Origin of the sequence: Geovibrio ferrireducens (assembly GCF_026226615.1) — a bacterium.
In the GTDB taxonomy this organism is placed as follows: Bacteria; Chrysiogenota; Deferribacteres; order Deferribacterales; family Geovibrionaceae; genus Geovibrio; species Geovibrio ferrireducens.
This window is the reverse complement of record NZ_JAJAPB010000001.1, coordinates 189,556-204,733: the sequence shown is the minus strand read 5'-3', so window position 1 is coordinate 204,733 and position 15,178 is coordinate 189,556. Positions and strand designations below refer to the sequence as shown.

The 15,178-nt window shown below is 49.8% G+C and carries 12 protein-coding genes and 4 tRNA genes; 11 read left to right on the top strand and 5 right to left on the bottom strand.

Translation table 11 applies throughout. From position 1 onward, the window contains the following. Position 1: 1 nt before the first annotated feature. The 7 genes from OSQ85_RS00905 (at position 2) to OSQ85_RS00875 (ending at position 10,095) form a co-directional block, all read left to right on the top strand. A complete protein-coding gene (locus OSQ85_RS00905) occupies positions 2 to 871 on the top strand; it encodes a hypothetical protein (RefSeq protein ID WP_265820753.1) in 870 nt (289 codons plus the stop codon). Between the two features lie 248 nt (positions 872 to 1,119). Further along, the gene (gene leuC, locus OSQ85_RS00900; RefSeq protein ID WP_265820752.1) at positions 1,120 to 2,514 is read left to right on the top strand and encodes a 3-isopropylmalate dehydratase large subunit; all 1,395 of its coding nucleotides are present in this window, start codon (positions 1,120 to 1,122) and stop codon (positions 2,512 to 2,514) included. Further along, positions 2,511 to 3,110: a 3-isopropylmalate dehydratase small subunit gene (leuD, locus tag OSQ85_RS00895; RefSeq protein WP_265820751.1), complete on the top strand. Its 600-nt coding sequence runs from the start codon at positions 2,511 to 2,513 to the stop codon at positions 3,108 to 3,110. The genes leuC and leuD overlap by 4 nt, the downstream gene beginning before the upstream one ends. A 391-nt stretch (positions 3,111 to 3,501) precedes the next feature. Further along, positions 3,502 to 5,565 carry a glycine--tRNA ligase subunit beta gene (glyS, locus tag OSQ85_RS00890; protein WP_265820750.1) on the top strand — a complete coding sequence of 688 codons (2,064 nt, stop codon included), beginning with the start codon at positions 3,502 to 3,504 and terminating at the stop codon, positions 5,563 to 5,565. 25 nt (positions 5,566 to 5,590) lie between these two features. Further along, a complete protein-coding gene (gene ppdK, locus OSQ85_RS00885) occupies positions 5,591 to 8,218 on the top strand; it encodes a pyruvate, phosphate dikinase (protein ID WP_265820749.1) in 2,628 nt (875 codons plus the stop codon). A gap of 64 nt (positions 8,219 to 8,282) precedes the next feature. Beyond that, positions 8,283 to 9,752 (top strand): sensor histidine kinase, encoded by a 1,470-nt coding sequence (locus OSQ85_RS00880; RefSeq protein WP_265820748.1) that lies wholly within the window; start codon positions 8,283 to 8,285, stop codon positions 9,750 to 9,752. Next, positions 9,745 to 10,095, top strand: coding sequence for a response regulator (locus OSQ85_RS00875; RefSeq protein WP_265820747.1), 351 nt, complete (start codon positions 9,745 to 9,747; stop codon positions 10,093 to 10,095). Before OSQ85_RS00880 ends, OSQ85_RS00875 begins: the two co-directional genes overlap by 8 nt. Positions 10,096 to 10,232: 137 nt before the next feature. On the opposite strand, the gene OSQ85_RS00870 is transcribed toward OSQ85_RS00875, so the two are convergent. From OSQ85_RS00870 to OSQ85_RS00850, 5 genes are all read right to left on the bottom strand, one after another. Continuing rightward, positions 10,233 to 10,868: an acetate uptake transporter gene (locus OSQ85_RS00870; RefSeq protein ID WP_407649286.1), complete on the bottom strand. Its 636-nt coding sequence runs from the start codon at positions 10,866 to 10,868 to the stop codon at positions 10,233 to 10,235. Positions 10,869 to 11,043: 175 nt separating this feature from the next. Further along, on the bottom strand, positions 11,044 to 11,697 hold the full coding sequence (locus OSQ85_RS00865; RefSeq protein WP_265820745.1) for an acetate uptake transporter: 654 nt from the start codon (positions 11,695 to 11,697) through the stop codon (positions 11,044 to 11,046). A 494-nt stretch (positions 11,698 to 12,191) separates the two neighbouring features. Further along, positions 12,192 to 12,464, bottom strand: coding sequence for an EscU/YscU/HrcU family type III secretion system export apparatus switch protein (locus OSQ85_RS00860; RefSeq protein WP_265820743.1), 273 nt, complete (start codon positions 12,462 to 12,464; stop codon positions 12,192 to 12,194). Beyond that, positions 12,439 to 13,743, bottom strand: coding sequence for an aspartate aminotransferase family protein (locus OSQ85_RS00855; protein ID WP_265820742.1), 1,305 nt, complete (start codon positions 13,741 to 13,743; stop codon positions 12,439 to 12,441). Before OSQ85_RS00855 ends, OSQ85_RS00860 begins: the two co-directional genes overlap by 26 nt. 1 nt (position 13,744) lies before the next feature. Then, positions 13,745 to 14,524 (bottom strand): DUF72 domain-containing protein, encoded by a 780-nt coding sequence (locus OSQ85_RS00850; protein ID WP_265820741.1) that lies wholly within the window; start codon positions 14,522 to 14,524, stop codon positions 13,745 to 13,747. A gap of 173 nt (positions 14,525 to 14,697) precedes the next feature. On the opposite strand from OSQ85_RS00850, the gene OSQ85_RS00845 reads away from it, so the two are divergent. The 4 genes from OSQ85_RS00845 (at position 14,698) to OSQ85_RS00830 (ending at position 15,069) form a co-directional block, all read left to right on the top strand. Then, positions 14,698 to 14,771 (top strand) — tRNA-Arg (locus tag OSQ85_RS00845). 22 nt (positions 14,772 to 14,793) lie between these two features. Further along, a tRNA-His gene (locus OSQ85_RS00840) sits at positions 14,794 to 14,866 on the top strand. Between the two features lie 13 nt (positions 14,867 to 14,879). Continuing rightward, positions 14,880 to 14,959: transfer RNA gene (locus OSQ85_RS00835), tRNA-Leu, on the top strand. A 37-nt stretch (positions 14,960 to 14,996) separates the two neighbouring features. Further along, positions 14,997 to 15,069: transfer RNA gene (locus OSQ85_RS00830), tRNA-Gly, on the top strand. Positions 15,070 to 15,178 lie beyond the last annotated feature (109 nt).

Here is a 15,178-nt window from a genome sequence, read left to right as displayed (position 1 = left end):
TATGCGTGTTTCTGCCGTTTTGCTGTTCTGTCTGTTTGTCTTTGCCGCTTCCGCCGCAGAGAAAAACCCGTTTGAAGCGCTCTACCCCTCCGCTTCTTCCGTTACTGCGGAGGAGCTGGGGATATTTTTTGAAAAAAATACGGTAAACTGCTCCTCAAAGGCTTCCGTAAAAGGTTTTCTCGCTCTTTCAAGGGTTGTTTACGGCTATGAGGAGGGGAACATATACGCTGAAGCGTTCCGTACAAATTTTAAGAAATGCCCCGATGTCTTCATGGCGGAGCTTGCTGCCGCTCAGGACGATGTTCAGGCATGCGTAATATTCCGCCTGACCAACTCGGAGAGCGAGGATGATTCATTTGACGAGAAACTGACCGGTTACCTGACCGGAGAAAAATATGCGGGCATTGCAGAAATATACGATGCCTCGCCACTGTGTCAGTTTGATGAAAAAATCACAGGTAAATTTGATTTTGCATTCGTTTTTGAAAACTTCGACCGCCTCGCTCCGGCTGAGACAGAGACCGCATACTCACAGTATTATCCCGAAGTCTTCCTCTGCAAAAACAAAGCACAGGTTAAGAACTTTCTCAGAATCTCCCGCCTTCCCCTTGAGGAGGACGCACTGGACAGATATTACTCCACCCTTGCCCTCACGCTGATCCGCAGCCCCGAATGTTTCCTCACGGAGCTTGCCGCATCGCCTGAGCCTGTGCGTAGCTGCGTGGTTTCATACCTGAAATCAACACCGTTTAATAACCAGACTGAAATAGCGCTCACCCTCGGACTGTTCGAGGCAAACCCCAAATTCACCGGAATACTGGGGCTTTATTTCAATGCCGAACCGGAATGCGAGGTCTTTGAGGAGAAATAGACAGGTTACAACATCGCTAAACAAATTTAAGCAAAACCAAACATTATCCTTTACATTTGTTCATGTACATTGTAGATTTTATTGAATTCAGAAATTCAGTTTTTTGGGAAGAGTTTGAGAAACACTTTTTTTTCGTTAAAAAAGGGTTTCTCAGTAATATTAATATTTTCCGGGGAAACTTTTTAGGAACAAAGTTCCCCCGAACCCCCTCAAAAACTCACTTTCCCTTTAAACAAGGAGATATAGCGATGGGCAAAAATCTTTTTCAGAAAGTATGGGAAAAGCACCTTGTGCGTGAGCTTCCCAGCGGTCAGTCCCAGCTTTTCATCGGGCTGCATCTTATTCACGAAGTCACCAGCCCGCAGGCTTTTGCCATGATAAGGGAGCTTGGGCTCAAGGTGGCTTATCCGGACAGGACATACGCAACCTGTGACCACATTATCCCCACGGACGGGCGTGAGCGCCCTTTTGCCGATTCCATGGCAGAGGAGATGATGCAGGCTATAGAGGCTAATACAAAGGAATTCGGCATAAAGTTTTTCAACCCTGAGTCAGGTGCGCAGGGTGTTGTGCATATAGTCGGTCCTGAGCAGGGGCTTACCCAGCCGGGGATGACCGTTGCCTGCGGTGATTCGCACACGGCGACACACGGCGCTTTCGGCGCAATCGCCTTCGGGATAGGCACAAGCCAGGTGCGTGATGTTCTCGCCACGCAGACAATGACGATCTCACCGTTTAAGGTGAGGAAGATTGAGATAAAGGGCAGACTGGGTGAAATGGTCACGTCAAAGGACGTTATCCTGCATGTAATCCGCAGGCTGGGTGTTAACGGCGGTCTGGGCTATGCTTACGAGTTCTGCGGCGAGGCTGTGAAGAACATGAGCATGGAAGCGAGAATGACCCTCTGTAACATGGCGATTGAGGGCGGTGCAAGGGTAGGCTATATCAACCCCGATGAGGTGACTTTCGAATATCTCAAGGGACGGCCTTACGCTCCTAAGGGTGAAGAGTTTGAAAAGCGCAGGGAATACTGGAAGAGCATAGCCTCCGATGCTGACGCTGAGTATGATGATGTTGTGGTTTTTGACGCAGCAGAGATAGAGCCCATGGTCACATGGGGAATCAACCCAGAGCAGGGCATAGGCATTTCGGAAAGCATACCCGCACCTGTGAACGAGACTATGAAGGAAGCCCTTGAATATATGAAGTTCGGCGCTGGCGATAAGATGGAAGGCAAAAAAATAGATGTCTGCTTCATCGGAAGCTGCACCAACGGACGCATAGAGGATTTCCGTCTGGCGGCGAAATACCTTAAGGGGCGGAAGGTTGCTTCCCATGTGAGGGCACTTGCTGTTCCCGGCTCTTACGAGGTTAAGGCACTTGCGGAGAAAGAGGGGCTGGACACTGTTTTCAGGGAAGCGGGTTTCGAATGGCGTGAGCCCGGCTGCTCCATGTGCCTTGCCATGAATCCCGACAGGCTCAAAGGGGATCAGATAAGCGCATCCACCTCAAACAGAAACTTCAAGGGACGTCAGGGTTCCTCCACAGGCAGAACACTGCTTGTGAGCCCGGTTATGGCTGCCGCAGCGGCTGTTGAGGGCTGTATTGCCGACTGCAGAAAAACCTTCGGGGGTGTTAAATGAAGCTTGAAGCGATAAAACAGGTAAAGGGCACGGCTGTTCCCGTTCCCGGAGATGATATAGACACGGACAGAATTATCCCCGCCAGATACCTCAAGTGCGTCACTTTTGACGGTCTTGGACTTGCGCTCTTCTTTGACGAGCGTTTCGGTGAGGGGGGCAAACCCCTCGGACATCCGGTGGATGCTCCTGAGTACAGAGGCGCAAGGTTCATCATCAGCGGCAATAACTTCGGCTGCGGTTCCTCCCGTGAGCATGCCCCGCAGGCAATCATCCGTGCGGGCTATGATGTTATAATCGCCGGAAGCTACGCAGAGATATTCTTCGGCAACTCAACCACGCTGGGCATAGTCTGCGTAACTCTCCCTGATGCGGAAAGGGCGGAGCTCATGGCACTGGTCAAAAAAGAGCCCAAAGCGGAATTTGTGCTTGATGTGGAGGGCAGAACGCTCACCGCAGGGGGCAAAACATATAATGTGGGCATAAAGGACGGCGCAAGAAAGGCTTTCCTCGACTGCACATATGACTCACTGGCGCAGCTTCTCTCCGGCAGAGCGCAGACAGCTGAGCTTGAGGCGGCACTGCCTTACAGGTTTTGACCATAAACGCTGAGCGGTACATCCTGTCCGCTCAGCGTACACGCTCGCGCCGAACTTCGCTCCGCAAAGGCAAAACACCCCTCTTTCTTAAAGAGGGGCAGGGGGGAGATTGATAGTATTAATCGCGCATCTCCGGATTTTGTCATTACCTTTGCCGCGGAGCAGATGTGAGCCCGTCTGCTCTCCCGTGTTAATCTGTTTAAATACTTTCCCGGAAATTAATTCTTTCTGAAAACACTCATTCCATGTTTTATTCTTCAAACAGCTTCACATACGCCAAAAAAAGCGGATTATTTGCTTGAAAAGCCCTTTCCTAAGTTATATAAAGGTTGGATTGTCTGAAAAATGATAAATTGGATATTAAAATAAATCGGTACTTAAAGGGTGAAGAATGTCTTACTATTTTCTCGAAATAGGCAGTGAAGAGATTCCCGCAGGGTTTATAGGCAAATCCTGTGATTTTCTTAAAAGCGAGTTTGAAAAGCAGCTTAAGGAAAACAACATAGCATACGCAGGGGTTAAAACGGACGGAACGCCCCGCAGGATGTATGTTTATGTCACGGGCATAGCGGAGAAACAGGCGGACTCGGAGGAGTTCATCATGGGCCCCCCCGCTTCCATAGCTTACGATGCTGACGGAAACCTCACCAAAGCCGGACAGGGGTTCGCAGCTTCAAAAGGCATTAAGACAGAAGACCTTAAACGCACCAAGACCGATAAAGGCGAATATATCTCAGGGGTTAAAAAATCCGTCGGCGTTGAAACCGCTGAGGTGCTTAAGGATCTTGTACCCCGCATTATAAAATCTATACCCTTTCAGAAATCCATGCGCTGGGGAAGCACAGACTTCCGCTTCGCCCGCCCTGTTCACTGGTTTATCTCCCTCTTCGGCGGAGAGGTTCTCCCCTTCGAGATTGACGGCATTCAGGCAGACCGCTACACATACGGACACAGAATCATGTGCCCCTCACGCTTTGAGGTTAAGGACTATGACAGCTATGTGAAAGCCCTTGCCGATGCCCGTGTCACGGTGAACACCGAAAGCCGCAAAGAACAGATAATGATACAGATAAAAGCCCTTGAGGAGAAGCACGGTTTCCGTGTGGATGTGGATGCCGATCTCCTTGACACTGTGAGCAACCTTGTTGAGGCTCCGGTGGCGGTTCTCGGCAGCTTTTCGGAGGACTTCCTCAAGCTCCCCCCCGAAGTGCTTATCACTTCCATGAAAAACCATCAGAAATACTTCTACGTAAACGATAAAAACGGCAAACTGCTTAACTATTTCATAGGCATATCAAATACCGAGCCGCAGAGCACGGAGCTCATCCGCAAAGGGTACGAAAGGGTTCTGAGGGCAAGGCTTACGGATGCCAAGTTCTTCTATGAAAACGACATAAATGTTCCCCTCGCCCAGAGAACAGAGGAACTCAGAAAGGTTGTTTACCAGGAAAAACTCGGCACTTCCTATGCCAAAATGGAGCGTTTCAGGGCAGTAGCCGCTTATCTCGCCGAAACACTGAATAAACAGGCGAAGGAAACAGCGGACAGAGCCGCATATCTCTGCAAGGCTGACCTGCTCAGCGAAATGGTGTACGAGTTCCCTGAACTTCAGGGTATAATGGGAAGAGAATACGCAGCTCTCCAGAAAGAGAATGCGAATGTGGTTCAGGCTATATTTGAGCATTATCTGCCCCGCTTCGCCGGAGACAGGCTGCCCGAAACTGCGGAAGGCGCATTTGTTTCCATGGCGGACAAGCTGGACACTGTGTGCGGCTGCTTCGCCATAGGGCTTATCCCCAGCGGAAGCAACGACCCCTACGCCCTGCGCCGCAGCACCATAGGAATTTTACAGATTATAAGAACCAAGGGTTACAGGCTTGACCTTGACAGGCTCATAGAAAAAAGCCTTTCCGTGCTTGCGGGTGCGGTGAGGTTTGACACGGAAAAAGCAGCCGCAGCAGTGAAGGAGTTCATCCTCCAGAGGCTTAAGCAGCTTCTCGTCAGCGAAGGGGTTGACGGCGAATGCTTCGATGCGGCATCAGGACTTTCTTCTGACGTGATCACGCTTGAAAAGTGCGCCCGTGCGCTTGCCAAGTACAGAAGCAGCGCAGAGTTCGGCGTGATCTCACAGGGGTATAAACGTATCAACAACATATTGAAAAAGCAGGAATGGAACACAGACGCAGTTAATCCCGCCCTTTTTGAGAAAGAGGAAGAAAAAGCCCTCGCTGATCTCCTTGCGGAGAAAAAGCAGGCGACAGCAGAGCTTATTAATAAGGAAGACTTTGAGACAGCGTTAAGCGGGCTCTTGGCTTTCAGCAAGCCTGTGGATGCCTTTTTCGAGGCTGTTATGGTAATGGCCGAAGACGAAAAGGTGAAAAACAACAGGCTGAGCCTCCTTACCGGACTGCGGAACATTTTCAGTCTGGCCGGAGACCTTTCAAAATTAGCTTAAACCACAATATACTGGGGGTTAGTAAATGTCTAAAAAATGGGTGTATTTCTTCGGCAACGGAAAAGCCGAAGGCAAAGGTACCGACAAGGAGCTTCTCGGCGGAAAAGGCGCCGGACTTGCCGAGATGACGAATATCTCCATCCCTGTTCCTCCCGGCTTCACCATCACCACGGAAGCCTGCGTAGAATACTACTCGAATAATCAGCAGTACCCTGCCGGGCTTGCGGATCAGATGCTTGAGGCTATGACCAAGCTTGAAGCGGCAGTGGGTAAAAAATTCGGCGATATTTCATCGCCTCTGCTTGTTTCTGTCCGCTCAGGAGCGAGAGTTTCAATGCCGGGTATGATGGACACCGTCCTCAACCTCGGCCTCAATGATGAGACTGTGAAAGGGCTTGCCTCTTCCTCCGGTAATGAGCGCTTTGCCTATGACTCCTACAGAAGGTTCATCCAGATGTTCGGGGATGTTGTCCTCGGTGTGGGTCACGGCAAGTTTGAAAGGCTTCTTTCCGACCTGAAAAAGTCAAAAAATGTAGATGAAGATACCAAGCTGGAAGCAGCCGACCTGAAAAAACTTGTTGAGCAGTATAAGGATGTTGTTTCAACGGAGACAGGAAGAAACTTCCCTCAGGAACCGAAGGAGCAGCTTAAGCTTGCAGTTAACGCAGTTTTTGAATCCTGGAACAACCAGAGGGCGAAGACCTACAGAAAGATCAATAAAATACCCCATGAGTGGGGAACGGGCGTAAACGTTCAGGCCATGGTTTTCGGCAACATGGGTAATGACTGCGGAACAGGAGTCGCCTTCACAAGGAACCCCTCCACGGGCGATAAGGAGTTCTTCGGCGAATTCCTCATAAACGCTCAGGGTGAGGACGTTGTGGCGGGTATAAGAACCCCGAACCCGATCGTTGAGCTGAAAAGCATAATGCCGGAGGCGTTTGCCCAGCTTGAGCAGGTTTACCAGACCCTTGAAAAACACTACAAAGATGTTCAGGACATAGAGTTCACCATAGAGAAGAACAAGCTGTATATGCTCCAGACACGTTCAGGAAAGCGTACTGCCAAGGCAGCGGTTAAGATAGCCTATGACATGTTCAAGGAAGGGCTTATCGATAAGAAGACCGCCGTCCTCCGTGTGGCTCCCCAGCAGGTTGACCAGCTTCTGCACCCTATGATTGACCCCAAGTCTTCATATGATTCAGTGGCGAAAGGGCTTCCCGCTTCACCCGGCGCTGCCGTGGGCAAGGCTGTTTTCACCGCGGAAGAGGCTGAAAGCTGGGCGCAGAGAGGCGAGGCCGTTATCCTGGTGAGGAAGGAAACCTCCCCTGAGGATATAGGCGGAATGCATGCCGCTCAGGGTATTCTCACCGCTACAGGCGGGATGACCAGCCATGCGGCAGTTGTTGCCAGAGGAATGGGCAAGTGCTGCGTTGCGGGCTGCGGTTCAATCAATATAGATGAAAAAGGCAAAAAATTCACCGTGGGCGGCCACCTCATTAAAGAGGGCGACTTCATAACAATCAACGGAACCACCGGTGAAGTTATACTCGGCCAGATAGAGCTTATAGAACCCTCGCTTTCAGGCGAGTTTGCAGAGATTCTCACATGGGCTGACGAATTCCGTACGCTGGGAGTGAGAGCCAATGCCGATACCCCGCATGATGCTCAGGTTGCCCGTGATTTCGGCGCACAGGGCATAGGCCTCTGCCGCACGGAGCATATGTTTTTCGACGGCGACAGAATTGATGCGGTGCGTGAGATGATCCTCGCCTCTGATGTTGACGGACGCAAGAAAGCCCTTGAGAAGGTCAAGCCTTACCAGAGGGAGGATTTCGAAGGTCTGTTTAAGGTTATGGAGGGTCTGCCCGTTACTATCAGGCTCCTTGACCCGCCCCTTCATGAGTTCATCCCCCACACTGATGAGGATGTGCAGAAGGTTTCAAAGGCATCAGGCATTGCCTTTGACGCACTCAAGAGAAAGGCGCAGGAGCTCCACGAGTTCAACCCCATGCTGGGACACCGCGGCTGCCGCCTTGCTGTCACCTTCCCTGAAATATACGAAATGCAGGCATACGCCATCTTCGAGGCTGCATGCAAGCTGAAAAAAGAGGGAGCAAACGTAATCCCCGAAGTAATGATACCCCTTGTGGGTCACTATAAAGAGCTTGAGGAACTGAAGGAGCTTGTGGACAACGTAGCCGCTGAGGTTATGGACAAAACAGGCGTTAAGGTTGACTATCTCGTGGGAACAATGATTGAGCTTCCCAGAGCCGCTCTCACAGCGGATGAGATAGCTGCCCATGCGCAGTTCTTCTCTTTCGGCACAAACGACCTCACCCAGACCACTCTCGGCATAAGCCGTGACGATGCGGGCAAGTTCCTGCCCCAGTATGTGGAGAAAGGAATCTTCAAGGAAGACCCTTTTGTTTCCATTGACCAGTCAGGCGTAGGCCAGCTTGTGGAGATGGGTGTCGCCAAAGGGCGCTCTGTCCGGAAAGAGCTTAAAACCGGGATATGCGGCGAGCACGGCGGTGATCCCGATTCCATCGCCTTCTGCCAGAAAGCGGGGCTTAACTATGTAAGCTGCTCTCCCTACAGGGTTCCTGTGGCGAGGCTTGCTGCCGCTCACGCTGCACTTAAGGGTAAATAAAATTTTACGGGGGCTTTATGCCCCCTTTTTTTCAATTACAATACAATGATTCAGGTCGTGTTTTATGACTCCGGATGCCCGTTTTGTCCGTCTGCTGGAAAACTCTCTCGGCGTTAGTATTCTTTCGTGCACTGTCACTTTCTCCGCTAAAACACGCACTCTCCTCGAAAGCGGTGAGACAGGGGATTATCTCCTTGAAATTAAAGGAGAAAATTTCTCATGCACTATTGCGGGCAGAGGCAGAATAAATGAAGAAAAAGCCCGTTTGGTAGTCACGGATGCGGTGAATCTGTACGGTGATTTGTTCAGGGAGCATATTCCCTCCGAGTGCGCCCGCCGCGCGGAGATATTAGGCAGCATAGTCAGCGGCGAAAGCATAGACAGCGTGCTTAACGAGCTTGTTCAGATGATTATCTCCTCCCCGTTGTTCGATTCCGCCGGGGTTTTTCTGCTGAATGAAATCCTTCTGGAGGTCAGGGGGCTTGTATATGCCGGAGACTGCGGAGGCAAAGCCGGAGAGGGCATACGCTTCCGGAGCAGGAAGATCAGGCTTACGAAAAAAAGCCCTCTGTCAGATGTTATGTACTTCGGCAGATGCGAAAGGCTGAACCTAGATGAAATAGACGACTGGAGGGGCATGCAGGACTGCCTTAAGGGTGAGGCATACGCCAGCCCGCTCATCAATATGGACGGCACTGCGGCAGGAATTGTAATAGCCACAGGCAGCGGCGGTTATTCTGAAGAGGCTGCTGCTGTTTTACAGTTTTACTCCAATCTCTGCTCCATTGCCATCAGCAACGCAAATATGCGCGGCGAACTCATACGCCTTAAAACCTATGAGGAAGATTTCGAAAAAGTTGACTATGTCTCCAAGGACCTTGTGAAAATGGGCATGCTGGCGGCCACTGTCGCCCACGAGCTTAAAAATCCGCTGGTTGCCATAGGCGGTTTCGCAAAAAGGCTTGCGGCTTTCGGCTCCGACCCGCGTATGGATAATTATATAGCCATGATTCAGTCTGAGGTGACAAGGCTTGAAAACCTCGTTACGGAGATTCTTGACTACTCCAAAAGTGTTGACCTCAAAATAGAGAAGATCCACCTTGACAGCGTTGTGAATGAAACCCTCAGGCTGCTTTCCGAAAATATAAGCATAGGGATGATACACGTGAGCAAGTCAGTTGACCCTGAAATAACTGTTTATGCTGATAAAAACAGGTTTATTCAGGTGTTGATAAATGTTATCATAAATGCTATTCAGGTAATGCCGAGCGGCGGCGACTTAAAAATAAGTGCTGAAGAAAGTTCGGAAACGATTATACTTTATATTAAAGATACGGGGGGCGGTGTACCTGACTGCGAGATGGAAAAGATTTTCGAGCCTTTCCACTCAAGCAAGCAGGACGGCACAGGACTGGGGCTCTCCCTCTCCAAAAAAATTATGACAGCTCACGGCGGACAGATCACTGTTACCAATGACAGTACCGGTGCAGTTTTCTCTCTTATTCTGCCGAAAACCGGAGGATTTGATGACTAAAAAAATACTGCTTGTGGATGATGACAAGGGTATTATTCAATACTACAGTGAACTCCTTGAAAGCAACGGATACGAGGTTCAGGTCGCCATGGACGGAGAACAGGCTCTGACTGCTCTGGGTGCTGGTCTGCCTGATCTTGTGCTGCTGGATGTGAACATGCCCGGCAAAAGCGGGCTGGACATACTGAAAGAGGTCAAGGACGCAAACGAGAAGCTCCCTGTTTTTCTGCTGACTGCCTATGAGCAGTACAAGAGAAACTTCTCCTCCCTGTATGCGGATGAGTACCTTACCAAGGCAAAAAAGCCCGAAGTGATTCTTAAGAAAATAAGCGACTACATATAAAATGCAAAAAGCCGCCCGGCGCAGGGCGGCTTTTTTCGTGCAAGGGGTTAACACGGAAGATTATGTCTTTGTATAAAGGTAAGACAGATGCCCCTTGGGAAGATTCATTTATTTTTCAAAAAAATTTTAAGCGTATTCTATTTAAACTCACCCAAAGGGAGAATCTCTCTTTTGTAAACCTCGCCGAGTATCTGTGCTGCCCCGGTATAAACCGCTGACAGCCCGCATAATATACCTATGTAGCCCGCAGCGGTTTTAAGTGTGGCACTCTCCAGCATATCCGCCGCACCGAGCATGAAAAAAAGCAGTGTGAGCAGAAAGAAAACAACAGTCAGGGCGCGGCTTATCCTGAATGTGCCCACAAAAAGTATGAGAGTGAAAAACCCCCAGAAGAAAAGAAACGAGGCAAGGGCACTGGAATCCGGAGCCTCAGCAAAGCCTAATCTGGGGAAAGTCAGCATCCCGACAAGGGTTATCCAGAAGAAGCCGTAGGAAATGAACGCCACTGTTCCGAAGGTATTTTTCTTTTTCCACTCCATCATTCCTGCGATGATCTGCGCCGCTCCGCCATAGAAAAGCCCCATGGCAATTATCATGCTGCCAAGGCCGAAAAGACCGATGTTGTGAAGATTAAGGAGGATGGTAGTGAGACCGAAGCCCATGAGCCCAAGGGGGGCAGGGTTTGCTGTTGTGTCCCTTATGGCGGTCTCTTCCTGAATAAGGGCTGAGATAGCGTGTTCACGCACATAGGTGCGCAGGGCAATGAGCGCCATGTCAGCGTACTTGGCGGAGCCGTGCTCAAGCACGATTCCGCCGTCATGAGTTACGCTGAAACCTGCGACGCTGCTGCCGTGAAAATCGGTTACAGTGCCTCTCCCTCTGCGTATGTCCACAGTCCATCCGGCAAAGGAGAGAGGGCCAGTTTCCAGTCTGGTATAGTCCATCTGCTTAGTCTATTGCTCCCAGCGGGAGAACTTCACGGCCGTATATTTCGTTGAGTATCTGAGCCGCTCCGGCATAAACAGCCAGTGCTCCGCAGAGAACGCCTTCGTATCCGGCTATGGTTTTTATGGCGGGGTTGCCTGTCATGTCGCCCACAGCAAGGAGGAAGAAAAGAACAGTCAGCGAGCCGAAGATAGCTATCATAGTGTAGTTCATTTTAAAAGTGCCGAGGAAAAGTATAAGAGTAAAGAATCCCCAGAAGAAAAGGAACGAAGCCATGGCTGTTGCATCAGGAGCCTCAGCGAAGCCGAATTTGGGGAAAACTATGAGACCCACAAGGGTTATCCAGAAAAAACCATATGATATGAATGCCACAGTGCCGAAGGTGTTTTTCTTTTTCCACTCCATTATCCCGGCGATAATCTGTGCTATGCCGCCGTAGAAAATGCCCATGGAAAGAATCATGCTTCCCAGACCGAACAGGCCGATGTTGTGCAGGTTGAGAAGGATTGTTGTGAGGCCGAAACCCATAAGGCCGAGGGGCGCAGGGTTGGCTGTGGTGTCTTTGATAACCGTTTCGGCGAAGCTTGCTGCTTCACTTACCTTTTTGCTCACCGCCTCAGCGGGGGTAATCTGTTTGGTCAATTCCTGTTTTGCCATTAGTGAACCTCCATTCTATATTTAAGAATTAAAATCCGACCGATTTAATAAGTTATGAACAATGAATTATTATTTTTCCTGTGTATATATTATATAAAACCTCCCTGCAATAGCAAATTTCAGCCACAAGCAGGGCATTGCGCAGTGATCATCGGTTTATAACTATGTTCTTTATAAGTAAAGTTACAGTAAGTTACTATTAATTTTAGTGAAAAAAGTTAACATTGTTTATTATTAATATAAAGTTAATAATTCTGCTATTGGCTGTAATATAAATAATGTTCTAAAAGATGACTGGCGAAAACAGGCGGCTATAGCCGTTATAGGAATTTCATATCGGTTCTCGATTTATGAAATAAATTAATTCACAATAAATTTTGTGTTTTCAGTTTACAGAGCAGGACGGAATTATAAATCAGTTATATAATACGGAATAAAAAGGGTTTAATACTGAAAGCGAAAAAAACATTATGAACTGAAAAGGCTTAGAAATATTAAAGTCTTGCGTTTATGCGGTAGATTTCGGCGAGGAGCTGGGCGACTGCCTTATACATATTCTCAGGTATCTCCTCATGGAGATCCAGCGTTGCCAGAACCTCCACAAGGTCTTTATCCTCTTTTATCTGGATGTCATGTTCCTTGGCTTTTTCAATGATTTTTTCCGCGATCACCCCTGTCCCCTTGGCCAGAAGCCTGGGTGCGCTGTCCTTTGACGGGTCATAGCCGATAGCGGCGGCTTTTTTACGGAAGAATTTGCCTTCCTTCACTGAATACTGCCTCCAGAGAGTCTTCGTAGGCTTTTATTATTATATCGGACAATCCTGCGGTTTTGAGATGGGCAAAGCTCAAGGCGCCGCCGGAATGCATGGTGAATACTCCGTTCAGTATCATTGCGGTTTTAAAAAGCTTCTCGGTCTCCCTGTCCATGGCGGGGAGCAGCCTTGAGGGTCTGCATGTCACTTCCTGAGGGACATCGTTGAGGAAATGCAGAAAGAAGAAGGAGCCGAACCCTGTTACGCAGGCTTTTGCGGTAAATTTACTCACAGAGGCCTTTATGCGCTCCCTGATTGTGTCTCCGGCGCTGTTCAGTGCTGTGTAGTCCGCCTTTTTCAGGGTGGTGAGCGTGTTGAAGCCTGCGTTCATCGTCACGGGAGAGGCAGAAAAGGTTCCGCCGCCCACAACAATTTTTTTATCTGTGATAGTGCTCATTATCTCTTTTCTGCCGCCGTATGCGCCTATTGCCAGTCCGCCGCCTATGATTTTCCCCATGGTGAACATATCCGGCTTTACACCCGTAAGCGGCCATATGCTGCCGAAACGGAAGCGGAATCCTGTGATCACTTCATCGAAAATAAGCACAGTGCCGGTGCGGTCGCAGAATTCGCGGAGCATGCGGAGATATTCCTCTTTTGCGGGTATGCCTCCGCCTGCGCCTATCACAGGCTCAATTATGATTGCAGCCGCATTGTCATCCACCTTGGAGAGGACATCAGCGGTTGCCTCCATATTGTTAAAAGGGAGCGATATGGTTCCGCCTGAGCCGGTCAGTCTGTTGAAAGGGGGTTTGATGTCGTATGAAAGCTCACTGTTCGCGCCGTGCCAGCCGCCCTCAATCTTGAGGACAAGCTCCCTGCCTGTGTAAGCCTTGGCTGTGCGCACGGCATACATTGTGGCCTCCGTGCCGGAGGTGCAGAAGCGCATTAACTCCATTTCGGGCACTGCGCTCTTTATTAAGGAAGCGAGCCTTATCTGCTGTTCGTTGAGTGTTCCGGTATGTGTGCCGTTCTCCGCCGCCTCGCGAAGGGCTGCTGCTGTTTCGGGTGAGGCGTGGCCTAAGATGTTGCCGTAATGCCCGCACCAGAGATCAAGGAGCGTTACCCCGTCTATGGTCTGGAGATATGCGCCCTCTGCGCTGTCGGTCACGAAAGGAAAGGGCTCAAACCTTCTTATATCGTGGCAGATGCCTCCGGGGAAAAGCTCAAGGGCTTTTCTGTATTCTCTTTCGGAGGCAGGAAACATGGCTGTGTATCTATCAGAGAGGCGCATCTCATTCTTCCGTCATTCCGGCGAAATACTTTGCATTGTAAGCTCCCTGTGCCCTGACAACATTGCAGAAGGAGACAAAAATCTCTTTGGAGACCGAGGTGACGGTTGATATTCCTTCCTTGATCTCCTCAAGCTCAGGCTTGATATAGCTGTAGTCCAGAACCTTTTTAGCGGGCAGAGTCCAGCCTTTATTCCGTCCGTAAAGGCGGAAGTAGGCGCGCTGGTTCGGCGCACAGGGTATGAACGGGGGCAGGTTGGGGTTGCGGGGCATGTCCGCCACCACAAGTCCTACGGCGTTGTTGCGCAGGTCGTCTATCTGTTTCTCCCTGTGCCAGCCTCTGGGAAGCTCAGCGAAGAAAGGGAGATCCGAAAAGCTGTCACGCAGGCGGAGTATTCTGTCCAGATTCTCTTTTGACGGCTTGAATGTGTGATGGAAATCGGCAAGCCAGCATTTGATCCTGCCCGTTTCCATGAGCGGCTGCATCCCCTCGCGGAATTCGCGCACTTTTGCCCTGTCCAGCCTTTCCTTGAGAAAGTCCTTAAAGAGGCGGACCGAGTAGTGGAGTCTGTCCCCGCCGTTTTCGGCTATCCTTGCTGTGGTTTCCGCAGTGGGTACAGCGTAAAAGGGGTATGTTATCTCCACAAAGTTCAGCCCGAAGCTGTTTGCATAGTAGTCAAGAAACTGTTCATTCTTAAGGTATTGGGGATAAAGGGTTCCGAGCCAGTCGTCATGCTTGTAGCCACTCGTCCCTATATATATAGGTGTACCGTCTAAAAACAACTTATAACCTCCGCTGTCTGCCTTGAAAGTATTGTTTTTTCGCTGGCTAGGCAAGGGAAATATTAGGGGGTTTCAGGCGCGGGCGGATTAATGTCGGTTTTAATTTTCTGATCTCTTTAAAAAATGTTGACTTTTCCTCATCGTTTTGATAAAAGCTTGTTTCCTGTAACAGAGCGCTCATAGCTCAACAGGATAGAGCAACGGACTTCTAATCCGTAGGTTGGAGGTTCGAGTCCTCCTGAGCGCGTTGAGTAAGAACGGATAATATGGTGGGTGTAGCTCAGTTGGTAGAGTACAGGATTGTGATTCCTGTTGTCGCGGGTTCAATCCCCGTCACTCACCCTTATTCGCCCTTGCGAGTGTGGCGGAATGGTAGACGCGCTTGACTTAGGATCAAGTGCCTTTGGCGTGGGGGTTCAAGTCCCTTCACTCGCACTTGTGTCTTAATCAGGTCTGTCATAGATTTTTGTAAGCGGGTGTAGCTCAGTTGGTAGAGCGCAACCTTGCCAAGGTTGAGGTCGCCGGTTCGAGCCCGGTCACCCGCTTTTTCCACGCTTCCTTAAATCTCAGCGGAAAGTCCGTAAGCTCCATATTATGTTTTTTTGATCGATTGCAAAGCCGGGGGAACCCCTTGGGCTTTGTTTTGTCATTTTA